Source organism: Flavobacterium circumlabens, from assembly GCF_004345565.1.
GTDB classification, from domain to species: Bacteria; Bacteroidota; Bacteroidia; order Flavobacteriales; family Flavobacteriaceae; genus Flavobacterium; species Flavobacterium circumlabens.
Genome location: NZ_SLWA01000003.1, coordinates 209,350 through 230,267, shown reverse-complemented (window position 1 = coordinate 230,267; position 20,918 = coordinate 209,350). Strand labels below are relative to the sequence as shown.

Sequence of the window (20,918 nt, the reverse complement as noted above, 5' to 3'; positions counted from 1 at the left end):
CACTAGCTTTTCTTTCGGTCCAGAACCATATTCGTCAATTTGCAAAGTGAAATCAGATTGCCTTCTTCATCGGTAATTTTAATTTCCCAAAGATGGATGCTTCTTCCTTTATGAATGATGCGTGCGGTTCCGAAAACATAACCTTCGCGAATACTTTTCAGGTGATTGGCAGAAATCTCGATGCCCCGGACTTCCTGCTCTTTCGGATCTATAAAGAAAAAGGAGGCTGCACTTCCAACGCTTTCAGCCAAAGCGACTGAAGCGCCTCCGTGTAACAGTCCCATCGGTTGGTGAACCGCTGGATTTACAGGCATTTTTGCAGTCAGAAAATCTTCGCCGGCATCTATATATTCTATTTTCAGGGTTTCCATCAGTGTGTTTTTAGTGAACTGATTGCAACGCTCTAATATTTGTTCTTTTGTGTAATTCATTAAAATGGAATTTAAAGCCGTAAAATTAAAGAAAAGAAGAGATACAAATTATAAAATACAATTGTATTATTAAAATGATCTTCGAACCTGTCAGTTTTTTGTTATTTTTACACAAACAATCAATATTCATCTTTGGCTGAAATTATTTTTTTGCCACAGATTATCACCGATTAAAAATTTATTTATTTAAAGTAGAAAATCATTTAAATCTTTAAATCTGTGGCAAAAAACAACAAACATATTCAGATGCGTCATTACTATATACTCTTCATTTTCGGAATATTTTTAACTGCCAGTTCCTGTCGAACTGATTTTGACACCGTAGCCAGTTCCGGAAATTTAAAGTTTTCAAAAGATACCGTTTACCTGGATACGGTTTTTAAAAACATAGGTTCAAGTACGTATCAGCTTAAAGTGTACAACAAAAGCAAAGATGATATTTCAATTCCCGTTATTCAGCTTAAAAAAGGATTAAACTCCAAATACCGAATGACGGTAGACGGAACAAGCGGAAACAATGGTAAAATTTTCAATAATATTACCCTTTTGGCCAAAGACAGCCTGTATATTTTTATAGAAACAACAGCAGATATCACCGATGCCGATCCGACTGATTTTTTATATACCGACGAAATTCAATTTGACAGCGGAGCCAATCTTCAAAAAGTAGCTTTGGTTACCTTAATTCAGGATGCCGTTTTTTTATTTCCCAAACAAAATCCGGACGGAAGCAAGGAAAAAATCCAGATCGATGGTAAACCTGTGGATGGTTTTTATCTGGATCAAAATGATGCTGCAAACGGAAATGAGCTTCTTTTTACGAACAAAAAACCGTATGTCATTTACGGGTATGCAGGAGTGCCTGAAAATAAGACTGTCACTTTCGAAGCCGGTTCCAAAGTGTTTTTTCATGCTAATTCAGGGCTTTTCGTGGACAAAAATGCTTCCCTGCAAATTAACGGAACGATTTCTACAACTGAAAAATTAGAAAATGAAGTCTTTTTTGAAGGCGATAGGTTAGAATCCCTGTATTCGGATATTCCCGGACAATGGGGCGCCATTATTCTGGCTGACGGAAGTACCAATCATTCCATCAATCACCTGACACTAAAAAATGCAACCATTGGTTTATCGATCAGGAATCAGGATGCTACGACGGTTCAGATCAAAAACACACAGATTTACAACTGTTCCCAATATGGCATTTTAGCGCAGCATGCACGAATCAAAGCAGAGAATATCGTTATTAATTATGCCGGTTTGGCTAGTTTATCCTGTATTTATGGCGGAGATTATAGCTTTACGCATGCTACTTTTTATAACAACTGGCAAAGTAGCGACCATTTTGCCGTTAACTTAAGCAACCGCCTGTCCGGAGCAACTCCGGAAACGAAAGACCTGACTCAGGCTACGTTTAACAATTGTATTATTTATGGTTCCAGTACCAATGAATTTAATCTGGACAAAAGTACAAACGCGCAATTCGTCTATCAATTGAATAGTTGTTTGTTAAAATTCAGCAGTACCAGCAAGAATCCGGATTATCAGTTTAAGGACGATGCCGTTCATTACAACCAGATCATTCTGAATGAAAATCCAAAGTTTTATAAAGTTTCTCAGAACAAATTTAATATTGATAAAACTTCTGCCGCTTTCGCGAAAGGAAATCAGGCGTATGCAATTCCGCTGGACATTCTGGGAACTACAAGAACTTCTCCACCGGATTTGGGTGCTTATCAGAGTGCTGACTTTCCAAAATAAAGATTTGCTACAAGGCGTAAAGATGACGCTTTTTACCATATAAGTGATGTAAGTACATTTAAGTTTGCGTCAAAATTTGCTCTCAAAGACGCAAAGTCCCAAAGTTTTTTATTTGTAAGGATTAAGTTCAAACTTTGTCACTTTGCACCTTTGCACCTTTGCACCTTTGCACCTTTGTCCCTTTGAACCTTTGAATCTTTGAACACTTATATAGTAAAAAAAACAACCGTAAGAAAATATATCTAAAAATAATCATTCCTTAACCCAGCGTATTCATAAAAATAGTAGATTTGGTACAACAATAAATTAAAACACTATTAATCAATTTATTACCAACCAAACATTAAACAAATTTTTATGAAAAAAATCTACTCTTATCTATTACTGTTATTTTTTACAGTCAGTTTTGCCCAAATTCCATCGGGTTATTACAGCACTGCCACCGGAACCGGCTACACTTTAAAAACACAATTATACAACATCATTAAAGGGCATACCGATAACGGATATGCAGGTTTATATACCACCTATCAAACCTCTGATGTGGATAATTTCTATGAAAATGACGGAACCGTTTTAGACATGTATTCTGAAAATCCTTCCGGAACAGATCCTTACAACTATACTACAGGCAGCACACAAAGATGTGGCAGTTATTCCGTAGAAGGTGATTGTTACAACAGGGAACACATCATTCCGCAATCTGTCTTTAACGAACAATCCCCAATGGTTGCAGATGCTCATTTTATCACACCAACCGATGGAAAAGTAAACGGAATCCGTTCCAATTATCCGCATGGAACGGTGAGTTCAGTAACTTATACTTCTCAAAACGGAAGCAAATTGGGATCAAGTTCGGTATCCGGATATTCAGGAACTGTTTTTGAACCTGTAAATGCTTTTAAAGGAGATATTGCAAGAATGTATTTCTATTTTGCAACACGTTATGAAAATACGGTTGCAGGATATTCTTATCCTATGTTTGACGGATCAAGCAATAAAGTGTTTACAGCTGCTTTTTTAAGTACTCTTTTGGCCTGGAACGCACAAGATCCGGTAAGTGCAAGAGAAATTGCCCGAAATAATGCTATTTATGCCCGTCAGAACAACAGGAATCCGTATATCGATCATCCGGAATATGTAAATCAAATCTGGGGAGGTACACCACCCTCCGGAGATACTACTGCTCCAACCGCTCCGACAAGTTTAGCATCAACAACCAAAACTTCAACATCCATTACACTTTCCTGGACTGCTTCTACAGATAATACTGCCGTTACCGGATATGATGTTTATGCCAACAGTGTTCTGAAAACAACTGTTTCAGGAGTAACAGCAACTATTACGGGTTTAACGGCATCAACAAGTTATTCTATTTATGTAAAAGCCAAAGATGCCGCCGGAAACATTTCTTCGTCAAGCAATACCATTGCTGTTACCACAAACAGCGGCGGAACAGGAACAGCTTCCGAACTGCTTTTCTCTGAATACATTGAAGGTTCAGGAAACAATAAAGCTTTAGAGATTGCCAACAATACCGGAAGTTCTGTTAGTTTATCGGCCTATACGGTTAAAAAACAAACGAATGGTGCAGGTGCCTGGAGTACCGGTTTAGCCCTGAGCGGAACTTTAACGACAGGAAGTAAATTTGTAATTGTAAACAGTTCTATTTCTTCGACTTGTTTTTCTACAGGTGCAGCCAATATTTCGACAAGCGGAACGGAGTTAATGTTTAACGGAAATGACGCTGTGGGATTATTCAAAAATGGCGTTTTAATAGACATCATCGGAACTTTCAATGGCGGAACTGCAAACTTTGCCGCAGATGTTACTTTAAGAAGAAAATCAACAGTAACTTCTCCGAGCACAACCTTCAACTTAAGTTCACAATGGGATTCGTACACTACCGATACCTGTAATAACTTAGCCAGCAAAACAGCCATTGCATCTAAAGAAGAAGCTGAATCCGTTTCTGATGAAATTATAATTTACCCGAATCCTTCCAATGGAAATTTCAATATCGGCTATAATAACTCAGACGCTCCATATTCGATTGAAATCATTTCATTTTCGGGACAAAAAGTTTTCGAAAAACAAAATGCAACCAATCCGGAAATAGCCGTGAGTCATCTTGCGAAAGGAATATATATTGTTGTCATCACGAAAGATCAAAAAACAGTGTATAAAAAAATCATCATCAACTAATTTAAAATTAGATTCTCATAAACTAAAAGCGGCAAATTGCCGCTTTTTTTGTTTTAGTTTCCCGCAGATTTTGCAGATTGAGCGGATTTATTGAATTACGGTATTATAAATCTGTGAAAACTTTTACTAATCCTTGTATCTGCTCAATCTGCAAAATCTGCGGGAGATTAAAAAACAAAACACAATCGAACTTCTAAAATGAACTTACATCACTTACATGGTCAAAAAAATAGCGTCAATTTTGCAGGCAAAGTCACAAAGTCGCAAAGTTTTTTTATTTGTCACGCTTAAATTCAAACTTTGTCCTTATGTCCCTTTGCCCCTTTAAAATTAAAACACAGCAAACAGATTTATTCCCACTTCTTAAATGAACTTACATCACTTACATGGTCAAAAAAAGTGTAAATTTTGCACGCAAAGACGCAAAGTCGCAAAGTTTTTTTATTTGTCACGCTTAAATTCCAACTTTGTTCCCTTGGCCCTTTGAAACTTTGAACCTTTGAACACTTATATGGTAAAAAAAGTACCCTTCCATTTTTTTTAAAAAGACTTCGTTTTCAAATTTGCGCTTACTATTTATTTACACTAAATTTGCACCTCAATACAACAAACTACACAAAATGATCCATTTCTTTGAAAACCAAAGCAAAACTGTTTTTGCAGTACAAACGCAAAACGAAATTTCGGCTCAAGACATTTCAAAACTAAACTGGCTTTTTGCCAACTCCAATAAGATCGAAAAATCCGCACTGACGGATTTTTTTGTTGGTCCACGTGCCACGATGATCACACCCTGGAGTACAAATGCTGTAGAGATTACTCAGAATATGGGTATTCCGGGCATTATCAGAATTGAAGAATTTCATCCGGCAACGGAAGACTTTACCGATTTTGATCCGATGCTTTCTCAAAAATTCAGCCAGCTGGATCAGGAAATTTTCACGATCAACGTACAGCCGGAACCTATTCTGGAAATCGATGATATTGCCACATACAATAAAGTAGAAGGTTTGGCTTTAAGCCAGGAAGAAGTAGATTATTTAGACAATCTTGCAACAAAACTGGGAAGAAAACTAACCGATTCTGAGATTTTTGCTTTCTCACAAGCCAATTCAGAGCACTGTCGTCACAAGATTTTCAACGGAACATTTGTTATTGACGGTGAAGAAAAAGAAACTTCTTTATTCAAATTAATCAAGAAAACATCACAGCAAAACCCTAACGATATTGTTTCTGCTTACAAAGACAACGTTGCTTTTGTAAAAGGACCAAAAGTGCAGCAGTTTGCACCAAAATCAGCTGACAAACCAGACTTTTATGAAGTAAAAGAATTTGATTCGGTTATTTCATTAAAAGCAGAAACACACAATTTCCCAACCACTGTAGAGCCTTTCAACGGAGCAGCAACAGGTTCAGGAGGAGAAATTCGTGACCGTTTAGCAGGTGGCCAGGGTTCTTTGCCATTGGCAGGAACTGCAGTTTATATGACTTCCTATTCCCGTTTGAAAGAAGACAGAAAATGGGAAAATGCAGTGGAAGAAAGAAAATGGCTGTACCAGACGCCAATGGATATTTTAATCAAAGCTTCCAACGGAGCTTCTGATTTTGGAAATAAATTCGGGCAACCGTTAATTACAGGTTCGGTTTTAACTTTCGAACACCAGGAAAACGACCGTAAAATTGGTTACGATAAAGTAATCATGCAGGCGGGCGGAATTGGTTACGGAAAACTGGATCAATCCATCAAAAAGAAACCACAGGAAGGCGACAAAATCGTCATCTTAGGTGGAGAAAATTACAGAATCGGAATGGGTGGTGCTGCGGTTTCCTCTGCAGATACCGGAGCTTTTGGTTCAGGAATTGAGTTAAATGCGATTCAACGTTCCAATCCCGAAATGCAAAAACGTGCGGCTAACGCCATTCGTGGTCTGGTGGAAAGCGATCATAACCCGATTGTATCAATTCACGATCACGGTGCAGGTGGACACTTAAACTGTCTTTCTGAATTGGTGGAAGAAACCGGAGGCTTGATCGATTTAGATAAATTGCCTGTTGGGGACCCGACACTTTCGGCAAAAGAAATTATCGGAAACGAGTCTCAGGAAAGAATGGGACTGGTGATCGGCCAGAAAGATATTGATATTTTACAAAGAATTGCCGACAGAGAGCGTTCGCCAATGTATCAGGTTGGAGATGTAACGGGAGACCACCGTTTTACTTTCGAATCAAAATCAAATGGTTCAAAACCGATGGATTATGCTTTGGAAGATTTCTTCGGAAGTTCTCCAAAAACGGTAATGACCGATAAAACAATCGATAGAAAATATGCGGATGTTTCTTATGACAGTGCCCATTTTGAAAAATATTTACAAGACGTTTTACGTTTAGAAGCCGTTGGTTCCAAAGACTGGTTAACGAATAAAGTTGACCGTTGTGTGGGTGGAAAAGTTGCCAAACAACAAAATGCAGGACCGTTACAATTGCCTTTGAATAATGTGGGTGTAATGGCTTTGGATTATTTAGGAAAAGAAGGAATTGCTACTTCTATTGGCCACGCTCCTATCGCCGCTTTGATTGATCCGGTGGCAGGAAGCCGAAATGCTATTGCAGAATCGTTATCCAACATTGTCTGGGCTCCGATTAAAGACGGAATGAAAGGAATTTCATTATCGGCCAACTGGATGTGGGCTTGTAAAAACGAAGGGGAAGACGCCCGTTTGTATGCTGCGGTTGAAGGCTGTTCAGAATTTGCAATCGAATTGGGAATCAATATTCCGACAGGAAAAGATTCACTTTCGATGAAACAAAAATATCCAAATGACGAAGTAATTGCACCGGGAACGGTTATTATTTCTGCGGGAGGAAATTGTATCGACATCAAAAAAGTAGTAGAACCTGTTTTACAGAAAAACGGAGATTCTATTTATTATATCAATTTGTCTCAGGATGCTTTCCAGTTAGGAGGTTCGTCTTTTGCTCAAATCAGAAACACTATCGGAAAAGAAACGTCAACTATAAAAGATGCTTCTTTCTTTAAAACTGCCTTCAATACGATTCAGGAATTAATCTTAGACGATCAGATCCTGGCAGGACACGATATCGGAAGCGGTGGTTTAATCACCACTTTATTGGAAATGTGTTTTGCGGATGTAAATTTGGGTGCTAAAATTGATTTTTCTGCTTTCGCCGAAAAAGATCTGTTGAAAATCCTTTTCGCAGAAAACATCGGAATCGTTTTCCAGGCGAAATCAGATGCAGCTGTTGAAGCTAAATTAAAAGGAAACAATGTTGAATTTTTTAAAATTGGTTCGGTAACTTCTACAGAAACTTTACAAGTTGGTACTGAAGCTTCGGGATGGAATTTGGATATTACGAAGTACAGAGATATCTGGTTTGAAACTTCTTATTTACTAGACCAGAAACAATCTAAAAACGGAAGAGCTCAGGCACGTTTCGAAAACTATAAAAATCAGGTTTTAAACTATACTTTCCCAACTCACTTTACAGGAAAAAAACCAGTAATCGACGCTTCAAAACCAAAACCTAAGGCAGCTATTATCCGTGAAAAAGGAAGTAATTCCGAGCGTGAAATGGCAAACGCCATGTACTTAGCTGGTTTTGATGTAAAAGACGTTCACATGACCGATTTGATTTCAGGTCGTGAAACTTTGGAAGACATTCAGTTTATCGGTGCTGTCGGAGGATTCTCCAATTCAGATGTTTTAGGTTCTGCCAAAGGCTGGGCGGGTGCTTTCTTATACAACGAAAAAGCAAAAACAGCTTTGGATAATTTCTTCAAAAGAGAAGACACTTTATCTGTCGGAATCTGTAACGGCTGTCAGTTGTTTATGGAATTGGAAGTAATCAATCCGGAGCATGAAGTACACGGAAAATTATTGCATAACGAAAGCCAGAAACACGAAAGTATCTTTACTTCTGTAAAAGTTCAGGAGAATAATTCGGTAATGTTATCGACATTGGCCGGAAGTACTTTAGGAGTGTGGGTTTCTCACGGAGAAGGAAAATTCAATTTGCCTTTAGCCGAAGAAAACTATAACATTGTTTCTAAATATGCGTATGAAGGGTATCCGGTAAATCCAAATGGTTCTGATTACAACACAGCAATGATGTGTGATAAAACCGGAAGACATTTAGTGATGATGCCTCATATCGAGCGTTCGACTTTCCAATGGAACTGGGCACATTACCCGAAAGACAGAAATGACGAGGTTTCTCCTTGGCATGAAGCTTTTGTCAATGCCAGAAAATGGATTGAGAAAATCTAAAAAATATAAAACGCTCGATAATTCGAGCGTTTTTTTTTTGCCACAGATTAAATGATTTATAACGATTTTTTTTGCCACTAATTTCACGAATTATTAATTGTTTTAATTGTTTGCTAATTGCAAACAATTAAAACAATATTAAAATTATTTTTAATCCTGTATCCAGATAGCTATCGGGAGTGGCAGGTTTTTCGCACTACAAATTAATTAATTCGTGAAATTAGTGGCAAAAAAACTCTATATTTCACCATAAAAAAATGCCTCAGCACTATCCCTATAGCTGAGGCATTTTTTTTTAACGTTTCAGTGATAAAGCGATTACGGTGGCAACATTTGATGCTCCGAAAGCAAACAGTCCGGCAGCAATTGTACGCTGACCTGCAAAAAACTGATTTTCTGCAATGGCATTACTAAAGAAATGTCCGCCAACTAATCCTGCGACTAATCCCAAAACAATAATGCTGATATGACGCCATGGTTCCGGATCCGGCGGCGGCGGTGGCCATTTTTTCAATAAATCCCTTAACCATCCGGGATAACCTGTACCGCACCATCCCATTATCAAAAAGAAAGCTGTTTCCATTTTGTATTTTTTAAAATAATGCCTACTCATTTGCTTTTCGGCTTACGCATTTAATTCATTTCAAAACTACCCTGTACAGAATTTATAACGCTTATGTCATTTCCTGTTTTTTACAGGGTAAAAAGCCCCTTTTTTCTTCTCTGCACTTAATCCTTAAAACATTCTAAGATTAATTTAATACTATCTTAAGCCAGTTTATTTCAGTGTATTTCCTCTGATAAATATCTTTGTCTTATGAAAAAACACCTGCAAAAGATAACGCTGCTGATCACTTTACTTATGATAAGCCCCTATGCTTTTAGTCAAAATTCAGCCGCTGTAAAAGGAACTGTTACCGACGGGAAACTTCCTGTAGAATTTGTGGATGTTATCCTAAAAAACAGCCAGGACTCCACCAAAGTCGCTTCTTATGCAGTGACGGATGCTTCAGGAAATTTTTCATTAGAAAATATTGTTTCAGGCGATTATCAGTTGCAATTCAAATTAATCGGATTTAAAACCGTCTTTCAAAAAATAAAATTTACCGGTAGTCCAGTAAATCTCGGAATCCTGGTTTTACAAAATGACAGTCAATTATTAAATACGGTTACCGTAAATTCAAAGAAAAAACAAATTCAGAAAACAGACGAAGGCTTTATTTTTAATGCGGCTTCGAATATATCACAAACGGGCGGAACTGCCACAGATATGCTAAAAAGCATTCCGACTGTTGCTGTTGATGCGGATGGCGCTATTTCGCTCAGAGGAAAAACACCCATGATTTTAATTAACGGAAAAAACTCTGCCCTTACCAATATGGATCAGATTGCGGCAAGCAGCATAGAAAGTATTGAAATCATTAGTAATCCGACAGCAAAATACGATGCCAATGCAGAAAGCGGCATCATAAATATCAAACTTAAAAAGAACAACCAAGACGGTCTTAATGGTGCTGTTGTTTTGGGTGGTGGTTTTGGAGCCAAAGGAAGAATGAACAGTTCTGTCCAATTGAACCAGAAAACAGAAAAATGGAATTTTGGTCTGGCCTATGACAATCGTTTTGCAGGAAGGACTAAAAAAATAAAAGGAGACCGAACCAATTATTTGATTGATGACGAACATTTTATCACTCAAAACAGAAACGACGAACGCACGGAAGGATTGCAAAATTTGAAATTCAATATTGATTTTGCTCCAAATGAAAGGAATACTTTTTCTTTTGAAGCACTTGGCAATTTAGAAAGTCAGGATAATGACGAAACTTTGCAAACCAAAATCAATACCAATACCAATGCCTTTTTTTCGGACAATACCAGACATTCCCTGGAATTAGAACGTTCAAAAGTAGCCGAACTGGCTTTTCATTACGACCGAAAATTTTCTGATGACCGAAAAAACCTGAATGCGGGTATTACTTCTTCTTTCAATTTCCACAGGGAAAATACCAATATTGACACCAATACTTACGATGAAAATGAAATGGTGACCGGAAATCCTTTGCTGCAAAGAACCCGTAATTATGAAAAAGAAAATATCTCGAATGCTTTTTTAAACTATACTTTTCCGGTTGCAGAAAAATCGATAATCGAAACGGGGTACAAAGGAACCTTTCGCTTTTTTAATTCCGATTTTCAAAGTGCAGATCAAATCAATTCGGAGTATGTAATTAATCCGTTGGCCACGAATATTTTTGATTTCAATGAACAAATAAATGCGGTTTACGGAATGCTGAATTCCTTTATTGGAAATACGGAAAATCCAAAGTGGCAATACAATTTAGGAATTCGTGCCGAGCAGGTTTCCAATAACGGAAAGACGCAAAACAACAGTGACACTTTTTCCAATCATTATGCAAAACTTTTTCCGTCGGCCTCTTTACAGCTCAACTTACAATCCAGTGAATTTTTAAAATTCGGTTACAGCAAACGCATCAATCGTCCCGATTTAGACGATCTGAATCCCTTTGTCGACATTACCGATGCCCTGAATCCGCATGGTGGAAATCCTTATTTAAAACCCGAGATCGTTCATATTGTCGAAATGAGTTACAATGCAGCATGGGAGAACTATTCATTTTCAACCAATGCTTTTTACAGAAATGCCAATAACACGATCAAACAATATGCAGTGCTTCAGGACAATGGCGTTGTTTTACTGCAGCCTCAAAACATTGGAAATACGATTACCTATGGTTTAGAAACTATTTTCAGCGTTAAACCATCTCCTTTTTATGATACCAACATTAGTGTAACGGCTTTTCAGCAAAATATAAATGCCGGTAATCTGGCTCAGGATGTGGTTCAGAATGCTTTTAGCTGGTATGGAAAAATGATTCATAATTTTATTCCGTGGAAAGGTGCCAAACTGCAGCTAATTGGCAATTACAATTCGGCATTGGCCACTCCGCAGGGAAAAAGAATTCCGGTTTATAATGCTGACCTCGGTTTTCAGCAAAAATTAGGAAAAGGAAATGCGCGTCTAGGCCTCGTGGTTACCGATATGTTTAACACCCTGAAAAGCGGGTATAAAAACACTACTTCTCTCTTTAGCAGCAACCGGACTTCAAAATCAGATACGAGGGCTTTACTGCTTACTTTTGCCTATACTTTCAAATCTGATTTCAAAGAAAAACTACTCGAAAATCAATTTTCAACCGAGTAATTTCCCTTTGGAAATGAATTGTTTAAAAAAAATCTCATTCTTGTAATTTGGATTCATTTTTTTATTAAAATTTGAACTATATTCGCCTAAAAAATCCTGCCACGGGATTTTTTGAAGCTCCAAAAACACTAAAACCTACTAGAAATGAAAATTTTAAAAGCATACCTTTTTGCATTATTTTTTATAGCTACGCAATCCTATTCACAAGAAATTAATATAGATAAAATTGTATTTAAAGGCCGCGAACGTTATATCACTACTACTATTGCTTATCCGATACAGGGAACTTTTTTACCTATCGGACAAAAAGAGCCCAGCACTGTATTAAATCCTGACGGAACAGGAGTTATTCAGGACGAAGATTTAAGCAAAAAAAAGATCAACTGGGGAATTGAATGTACGGAAGAAGGTGTTCCGGTTTTTAAAGAAGGTTTCAATAGTAAATCCTACACATTCTGGTACAGAACCAATGATAGCGATGAGTGGAATTACACCCAGCTTTCTATTCACTTCGCCAAAAAGAAAATGTTCCTGATGGGAGAAAGGGTAAAAAGCTACGAGGATTTTAACGTGCAATAAATTGCGGTCCTGAAATTAAACAATTCTTGCTTTTTTCGAAAATTTACTATAAAAAAGAAAACGTTTTCGTTGATTTTTAATAGTACCTATAATTTTTGCCATAAAATTTCATAAAACTAAAAATTATACCCATTTTTTATTTAATTTGCGGTAAAATTCAATATATTAAACATGGTTTCAATCACACGCCTTTTTGATTTCCCTTATTATCAACAAGAAACTTACGATCTTCCGGTTGCTCTGGCAACCAAAAAAAATGGAGCCTGGGAAAAAACATCCACTCAGGAATATATTGCTAAAGCAAATGCCGTTTCAAGGGCATTATTGCGCATGGGCGTTCAGAAAGAGGATAAAATTGCATTAATCACTTCAAATAACCGCACGGAATGGAATATCATGGATATTGGTATTTTACAGACCGGGGCACAAAACGTTCCGATTTATCCAACGATTGCTGAAGAAGATTACGAATATATTTTAAATCACAGCGGAAGCATTTTCTGCTTCGTTTCAGATGATGAAGTATTTCAGAAAGTACTTGCCATCAAAGCCAACGTTCCCACTTTAAAAGAGGTGTATTCTTTTAATGAAATTGCAGGCTGCAAACACTGGTCAGAATTACTGACTTTAGGGGCAGACGAAAGCAATCAGTCTGAGGTTGAGGCCAGAAAAGACAGCATTAAGGAAGATGATTTAGCTACTATTATTTATACTTCAGGAACTACAGGGCGACCAAAAGGAGTGATGCTTTCACACAAAAACATTGTTTCGAATGTTTTAGACAGTGCACCGAGAATTCCGTTTGATCCGGGAAAAAGTACGGCACTGAGCTTCCTTCCTATTTGTCATATTTTTGAAAGAATGATTTTATACATTTATCAGTATTATGGCGTTTCTGTTTATTTTGGAGAATCTATTGACAAAATCAGTGATAACCTGAAAGAAGTAAGACCAACCGTGATTACGGCTGTTCCAAGACTTCTGGAAAAGGTTTATGATAAAATTTACGCAAAAGGTGCCGAATTAACCGGCATCAAGAAAAAATTATTCTTCTGGGCTATTGACCTCGGTTTAAAATATGAGCCTTACGGAGCCAATGGCTTCTGGTACGAATTTCAGTTAAAAATCGCCAGAAAACTTATTTTCAGCAAATGGAAAGAAGGTTTGGGAGGTAATTTAGATTTAATGGTTTCCGGAAGTGCTGCTTTACAGCCGCGTTTAACAAGAGTTTTTGCTGCTGCCGAAATTCCGGTTATGGAAGGTTACGGTTTATCTGAAACATCACCTGTAATAGCTGTAAACGACGAAAGAAATAAAGGTTTCAAAATTGGAACCGTTGGAAAAGTAATCCGTAACGTTGAAGTGAAAATTGCCCAGGACGGCGAAATCCTTTGCAAAGGACCAAACGTAATGTTAGGCTACTTCAAAGACCCTGAAAAAACAGCAGAAGCTTTACAGGATGGATATTTCCACACCGGAGATATCGGAGAAATTGACAGCGAAGGTTTCCTTAAAATTACAGACCGTAAGAAAGAAATGTTCAAAACCTCAGGCGGAAAATACATCGCTCCGCAATTGATCGAAAATGCCATGAAACAATCCCGTTTTATCGAGCAGATCATGGTGATTGGTGAAGGCGAAAAAATGCCGGCTGCTTTTATTCAGCCTAACTTTGAATTCGTAAAAGAATGGGCTAAAATCCATAAAATTACTTTAGGAAGTTCCAATGCTGAAATCGCTTCGAATCCGGATGTAATCAAACGCATCGACGAAGAAATCGAAGGAATCAACGAAAAATTCGGTCACTGGGAAAAAATCAAACGTTTTGAGCTGACTCCCGATGTCTGGTCTATCGATGGCGGACAATTGACTCCTACATTAAAATTGAAACGTAAAATCATCAAGGAAATCTACAAAGATCTTTACGCTAAAATTTACGGACAAAATTCATAATCAAAATAATATAACCAACGAAAAACGGCTGTCATCTGACAGCCGTTTTTTTATTTCTTTTAGGAATAGTCCTTAGACAAACACCTTATCAATCTGACTTAAAATTGTCGGATCTTGTATTTCATTGTCTTTGGCTAACAAAAGAACTTTAGACATGACCTCAGCCGATTTAGGATCGTCATCTGCAAAAGGCAGGAACAAACGTCCCCTGTGTTGCGAATGAACCGGAAGTATTGACAAATATTTCCCTGGCATCTGATGTACAACTGCACTTCCCAAATGAACACTATAGTTAGCCATTTCTCCTTTAATCAACGCATGGCTTTGTTTAATCTCTACATTTTTGATTTTAAACAATCGTAATGTTTCTCTCAGTAAAACTGCTCTCATCTCAATTGATGAATGGCTTGCCTCAGGATCAACTCCGCCAACATGTGCGACACTTACTACTAAATCAATATCACGCATTACTTCTGAAAAAATGCGCGGATTAATATCTTCAAATGCAATGTTTTTATAATCTTTTAACGAATGAAATTCAATTGTTTCTAAAGTTGGACTTTCGACATCTGCCGGAGAAAACCAGTCAGCCATGGCGTACATTTTAACCTGATAGCCTTCTTTATGAAAAACTTTTTGCAATCCTTCTTCATAATCTACTTTCCATCCTCTGGTTTTCAACAAAGCCAAAGTCTGGCTGGGCTGTACCTGATGTCCGGCATAACGTCTTGAAATTGATTTTTCCTGTAATTCATCAGGTGTTGGAACATATAATTCCCTAAAAACCTGCTTAAAGGGCTGTTGCAATTTGTTGTCAAAACAATAGCTTTGAAAATCTGTCCAGACATTGTGTTTGTGCAGATCGTAACAATGTGCAATTCTAAAAGTCTGATTTTCATTTAGTGTATTCACTTCACCTAAAGCCGTAACCAGATTTCCATCAATATAAAAACCAATTTTAGCATCATTTGAGATAAAAACCAATTTTTCAAGATGTTTAGAAATAATTGGATGTTCGAAAAGGTTCTGCATTTCGGGATATAAAAATTCATCACCACGAATCATGCTTTCCTCCAGTCCTTTTCTCGAACGCGTCCATTGCTCACGCATCGTTTTTCTGTAATTCGTTAATTCCAGAATTCCCTTGTCTTTTTTATATTTTGGCGGAATCGCTTTTAATTCTTTATCCGCTTTAAAAGTAACCAGATCTGCTTTTCCTTCTTTATTAATGACCAGATTTACTCGTATATCATCTAAAACAACTTCGGTTTCTTTTGATAAAATATTCTGAACCTGTTTGGTTTCCATCGCCCACGTCAGTCGAACAGGATCCGGATAACCGGCATTTCTGGCCAGGTTTTCCAACGCCACACGAATTGCCAAAGCTTCACTTGCCTGCTTCATCGAACCAAATTCCCTGCTTTCTTTTTTAAACTGCTGCAAATATTCATAGCGTGCCAAAATATCTTTTTCAGGACTTGTTTTGCTTAAAGGCACTAGACCGTAAACTCTTAAATAATCCTGATCGCGTTTGTCTTTTACTTTGGCCGTAACTTCTCTAATTTTCAAATCGCCCGTAATCGTGTCTGCGTATAATCGCGCTCTGCGATGTCCGTTTCCGTCGGTTACATATTTTGCCGATTCATACAGCATTTCCCATTTCGCTTTTCCCAATTGTTTATAAGCCGATACAAACCAATTTTTATCCACTGCTCCATCTTTAAAATCCTGCAGATCGATAGAGGAGAATTTCGCCATTTCACTTTCTAACTCCGAATTTACAGCTCTGTAACTGGCTGTTTTGGTATGTGCATGAAACCACCAGATTCCTTCATCTAAACCGTTCCATTTTAAATAATTGCTGATAAACTTCTGCCATTGCGGTGCATAAATAGCGGCCTGAATCAATCTTTCTTCAGAGATTTTGGCTTTTGTAATGGCGTCGTTAAAAATTTCCTGAGTGTCAGTAGCCAACGGATAACATCTTTTCAATAAATAACTAAACAGTTTTTGCTTGGTTAATTCGGTGTAGCTCCACGAATAAATATAGCCTTTGTACAAACTTGCTTTCCCGAGAGCCGTCAGCATTTCGACCAAACGATTGATTCCGAAAATCTTCCGGAAACTCTGAACCAAATGTGTCACCGATGTATTGGAATCGCCTCTTTTTACTTCAATATCCAAAAAGGTTTCGCGAATTTTATCAATCATCGAAACTAAAAATGGAAATGTCTTAATTAAATCTTCACCTCCGGGATGTCTGTAGTGTTTCCCATCGCCTGTTAAAACAGAAATTCTTTCACTTTCTAAAATACCTTCGTACAATTCGCCTTCGGTAATTAAATTTTGCTCAAAAGCCACGCAATACAAATGAATTGGTGGTTTATTATAAGAAATATTTCTTTCTAATCCGTTTAACTGTCTCCATCTGTGCAGGTTCCAAACTTTATTATTTTGTTCTTCTGATAAATCCAGTAAATTGATTTTATTGAGATAAATATCAAAAAAGCCCTGATTCTGCCAGCCGTTTCCGTTATCTGAATTATAATAATATTCCTCTTTTGAAGGTTTGTATTCAAACTCTAAAACTGATTCCGGAAGATTTGCATACAAAGTGCTGCAGGCGTCAATTAAGAAATCTGCCTTTTCTTTAAAAGAATATTTAAGCTGTAGCGCATTTAAAATTTGTAAAATGGCATTGTCCCAATCATAACCTCTTTTGTTTTGGTGCGGCAATAATTCTTTATAATAAAAAACATATTTTTCCAGAAAATCGCGCCATACTTTCCGGTCACAACTGCTTACAAGTGTGAGTAGAAATAGATCTTTTTCAGTTAATCCCGAATTTTCAAACCAGCCCGACCAAACTTCGTACAACGGATAATTTGTCGCTGCAATTTCAGGATCTTTTTCATCTTTTAGATTTTTTACCTCTCTAAAAGTATTTCCAAGTAAAACAGTCGATTTGCTGTTATCGTAGTTTTCGATTTCATATTCGTGATTTCTGTTTTCTTCATATAATTTATAAAGTTTAGAAATTTCGGTTTGTATCTGAGACATTGATTTTGAGAAACCATATTGATGCTCCTTCACCGATTTAACATACAGGGAATCTGCCTGTGGTTTTGGCAAGGCATAGGGTGAAACTTCCTTTGGTGTATAAAAACCGAATCCGTTTTCGGCACTTATACTATCTTTCTTTTTTGAAGGTTCTAACTGCTCTATAAATTTGGTTTCTTTTTCGGTAATTTTGGGTCTTGTCGAATAAGCGGCGACCCAGTCATTAACTTTATCTGTCAGCTTCGCATTTTTCTGCAACTGCAGCATCAAATCCAAAACCGACATGCGTTGTTCCAAATCGCCATTTTCTAACGTCTTTTCTACAAAGGAGCTTATTTTCTGATCTTCCTGCTTGAGTAAAATTGCGGTTAGGTTTTTCTTTAAATTAGAATTTTTACGTTTGTATAATTCCTGAAAAATGGCCAGTTCATCTTCTGTTAAACTCAAATTATTTAAAGTATTGACCGCTGAAGCTACCAAAGATTCGCCTCTGTCTTTTAAGATGCGAAGTGCAAAATTTCTTTGAAAACTGGTTGGTTCTTTTTTGTCTTTACCTCCATCGTTTTTAAAGCTGTAAAAAGAAGAACAATAATAATCACCCAGAATTTCTCTGGCCAGTTTTTCTCTTAAATTAATTGCAAAACCTTCAAAATGATTCAGAATAATTTCTAATCTTTCGCTGTTATCGCCAATTAAATTTATCGCTGCAGCATACAAGGAATCTTTCTCGAACTTGGCATTGAGCCACGAAAATACTTTCCCTTCGAAAGTTTTTTCTTTTTCGGTTATATTTTGCGCGAGATTATAAACCTTATCAAAGAAGTTCGGATAAGCTTCATTTTCAGCATAATATCTCGATTTTGCATTAGCGTCTAAAAATGCATTTAGTCTCGGAAGTGTAAAGGCCAAAACCTGAAGATTTTCATCGTCCAGCGCTTTAAAATACAATGGCATTTCGATATAGGGATCGTTAGTCTCCCCGGCAAATTTTAAGGCGAGCGATTTCTTTTCGATCGAACCTTTCGCTAATAAATCATGCAGATACGGAACGGTTTTTTCGACATCGAAAACGCCCTGAACCCAAAGCGCCATATAAACTTCATTATTGTTTTTACTCTGAATTCCTGCCGGAATTGTTTCCGGATTCGAGAAATAACCATACGCCAGATTGATGATGTTCCGAACTGTAGTTTCTTTTTCAGATTCCCAACCCAAACCCGTCCAGGTATCAATGCCGCGCACGACAGATGAAAAGCGGGTTAATTTATTATCTATAATGACCTTAATCATATAGTGCAAAGCACCGATACTAGTTTCGTCCAATGCTTCCAAAACCGTCTGGCGTAAGCCTTCCTGACGCTGTGCGGCCAATAAAAGTTTTTCGACCAGTTCCCAGCTTTCTTTTTTCTCGCTGTTTAAAAGTGCTTTGATAATGTTTCGCGAAACTTTTCCTCTTGGGTCTTTGTTGAAAATAATATCTTCAAATAACTGAAAAAGATTTTCTTTGTTTAAATCAATCGCTGCCGACCAAATCATAAACTGATTCGCAGAACTGGAAATCTCGGTATCAAAGCGAATGTGGTCCTCAATACTTAAATCGTAATGTACGGTATTGTTGTCGTGGTAATTGTAAATCTTTGGACCATTAAGCAGCGAACGCAAAAAATTAACCTGGTTGACAAGCAAATATTTTTTATTGTTTGGCGCCCTGAAAGAGCGTCGCGTATAACCAATCTGATACATTTTTTGAGGAAGTTGGTTCCAGGCTTCTTTTATATAAACGGCATTTTCTTCACCAAAAAAGTAGACCAGGAGTTCATAGTAATTTTTGTCTTCCCATAAATCTTCTTTTATCCATTTTTCGAATTCGGTGCATTCTTTAGAACCAAAAGAAACATACGTGTTGTAATAATTATCTTTTAGTTTTAAAAGTTCCAGACCAAACTCGGCTACTTCTTTTTTCAACTTGTTTTTTGACAATAGCTTTGTTACCAAATTACTATTGACAATTTCTTCTAATTCTTTTTTAAACCTTTGTATAGGGTTTTCTATTATTTTACTTTTAAGAACATCTTCTATAGACATCATGTTATTATTTTAAAAATTATATATTGTATTTATTGTAAAAAGGTTTTTGAAAATGCAAAGTTTCATTGTCAGAAAATGCATTTCTTACCAGTAACTCCCCGCCAAAAAAGTCAGTCTGATAAAAGTGAGCGTTTTATTTTCTTCAAGATTTATTTCCTGACTTAAGTTCTCCAGTTCGTCATCGCCGTAAAAAACAGCATACATGCCATCTTCAAAAGCCAGAATTGCATTTTCCTGTGCTACCGCTAAATCAACTTTATTGTGGTTGTAAAGGGCACCAAAACCAACTTTTCCGGTATCTGTCAGAATGGGTAAATAATTTTCTTTCGGAAGGTGAATTTTATCTTCGTCATCAAATTCAAATGAGGAAGAATTGAAGAGCTGAACCTGATAATCGACCACTAATTCGATAAGCGTCCGGGTAGAAATTACAGGATTTTCGATAACCAAGGCTATACTTTTTTCCTGAAGAAGAGGATGTTTTTTCCCTAACTGCCTGACCGATATACTAACATTCATTTGATTCTGATTATTATTTTAAATACGTAAAGTAATAAATTATAAGATAAGATTGCATAAAAAGACCTGTTGTCTACATTAAAAAAACATTATTAATCAAAAATAATATGACCAACAAAAAACGGCTGTCATATGACAGCCGTTATATATATTCTTATTTTTAAGTCACTATGATTTATAAAATGCTGCTGTGAGATAAAAAACCGTATCGATAAAAAACAGATTACTATCAAAAGTCAGAACATTTTCGTCGTGCAAATCTTCAAGAATAATGCCTGCTTCAGGATTAAAATAATCGTTATTTCTGGTATTGATAAAACCGTTTGAAATTAAAAATTCCCCGACGTTTTCTAATTTTGTAGCACTATTAGATTCTACAAATTTCTGTTCGACAACAGCATAAAGTATATCCTTTTGTTCATAAAACCCGATTAACTGGTAAGCGGTATCCGGAAAGAAATAATTATGTAGTAGTAAATTATTCAAATAATCTTCCCAGGATTCGTAGTAGATAGTATCGTTAAGCTTGATTACTTTATGTTTGTTTTGAAGATACACTTTTTGCTCAGCACCCGAAGAGATAAAAGCATTGATATTTATATTCGTAATCCAAAAACTATTCCTGTTACAAAATTCTCTTATTAACGCTCTTTCTTCACTTTTGATTTGCTTTCCTGACTCAAACGTTCCGCCTGGGCTCTTGCTTTTTCTAAGGTAACGGGAGATTGTTTGGATAGTATTTCCATGCCTAACCTGGCTCTTTCCTGAAATGATATTTTGTAGTTCATCCTTCATGATTTTGTATACTGCAAA

Annotated in this window: 11 protein-coding genes; 6 read left to right on the top strand and 5 right to left on the bottom strand. The window is 36.9% G+C overall.

Going from position 1 to position 20,918, the window contains the following annotated elements:
* Positions 1-2: 2 nt before the first annotated feature.
* Positions 3-431, bottom strand: coding sequence for a PaaI family thioesterase (locus EV142_RS09290; protein WP_127338604.1), 429 nt, complete (start codon positions 429-431; stop codon positions 3-5).
* 246 nt (positions 432-677) lie between these two features.
* Between EV142_RS09290 and EV142_RS09285 the strand changes: the two genes are divergently transcribed.
* From EV142_RS09285 to purL, 3 genes are all read left to right on the top strand, one after another.
* On the top strand, positions 678-2,192 hold the full coding sequence (locus EV142_RS09285) for a hypothetical protein (RefSeq protein WP_132035545.1): 1,515 nt from the start codon (positions 678-680) through the stop codon (positions 2,190-2,192).
* Between the two features lie 357 nt (positions 2,193-2,549).
* The gene (locus tag EV142_RS09280; protein ID WP_132034780.1) at positions 2,550-4,397 is read left to right on the top strand and encodes an endonuclease; all 1,848 of its coding nucleotides are present in this window, start codon (positions 2,550-2,552) and stop codon (positions 4,395-4,397) included.
* 620 nt (positions 4,398-5,017) lie between these two features.
* Positions 5,018-8,683 carry a phosphoribosylformylglycinamidine synthase gene (gene purL, locus EV142_RS09275; protein ID WP_132034778.1) on the top strand — a complete coding sequence of 1,222 codons (3,666 nt, stop codon included), beginning with the start codon at positions 5,018-5,020 and terminating at the stop codon, positions 8,681-8,683.
* A 295-nt stretch (positions 8,684-8,978) separates the two neighbouring features.
* On the opposite strand, the gene EV142_RS09270 is transcribed toward purL, so the two are convergent.
* A complete protein-coding gene (locus EV142_RS09270; protein ID WP_132034776.1) occupies positions 8,979-9,266 on the bottom strand; it encodes a hypothetical protein in 288 nt (95 codons plus the stop codon).
* Between the two features lie 234 nt (positions 9,267-9,500).
* Here EV142_RS09270 and EV142_RS09265 point away from each other — a divergent pair, with 234 nt between their 5' ends.
* The 3 genes from EV142_RS09265 to EV142_RS09255 all read left to right on the top strand — a co-directional run bounded on the left by EV142_RS09265 (position 9,501) and on the right by EV142_RS09255 (position 14,438).
* Positions 9,501-11,906: a TonB-dependent receptor domain-containing protein gene (locus tag EV142_RS09265; protein WP_132034774.1), complete on the top strand. Its 2,406-nt coding sequence runs from the start codon at positions 9,501-9,503 to the stop codon at positions 11,904-11,906.
* Positions 11,907-12,050: 144 nt separating this feature from the next.
* Positions 12,051-12,485: a hypothetical protein gene (locus EV142_RS09260; RefSeq protein WP_132034772.1), complete on the top strand. Its 435-nt coding sequence runs from the start codon at positions 12,051-12,053 to the stop codon at positions 12,483-12,485.
* Positions 12,486-12,656: 171 nt separating this feature from the next.
* Positions 12,657-14,438, top strand: a complete 1,782-nt coding sequence (locus tag EV142_RS09255; RefSeq protein WP_132034770.1) for an AMP-dependent synthetase/ligase — start codon at positions 12,657-12,659, stop codon at positions 14,436-14,438.
* A gap of 72 nt (positions 14,439-14,510) precedes the next feature.
* Here the strand turns inward: EV142_RS09255 and EV142_RS09250 are convergent, their stop codons facing one another.
* From EV142_RS09250 to EV142_RS09240, 3 genes are all read right to left on the bottom strand, one after another.
* On the bottom strand, positions 14,511-19,586 hold the full coding sequence (locus EV142_RS09250) for a DUF4132 domain-containing protein (RefSeq protein WP_132034768.1): 5,076 nt from the start codon (positions 19,584-19,586) through the stop codon (positions 14,511-14,513).
* An 84-nt stretch (positions 19,587-19,670) separates the two neighbouring features.
* The gene (locus tag EV142_RS09245) at positions 19,671-20,105 is read right to left on the bottom strand and encodes a hypothetical protein (RefSeq protein ID WP_132034766.1); all 435 of its coding nucleotides are present in this window, start codon (positions 20,103-20,105) and stop codon (positions 19,671-19,673) included.
* A 168-nt stretch (positions 20,106-20,273) separates the two neighbouring features.
* On the bottom strand, positions 20,274-20,900 hold the full coding sequence (locus tag EV142_RS09240) for a putative polyvalent protein kinase domain-containing protein (protein ID WP_132034764.1): 627 nt from the start codon (positions 20,898-20,900) through the stop codon (positions 20,274-20,276).
* Positions 20,901-20,918: the final 18 nt, after the last annotated feature.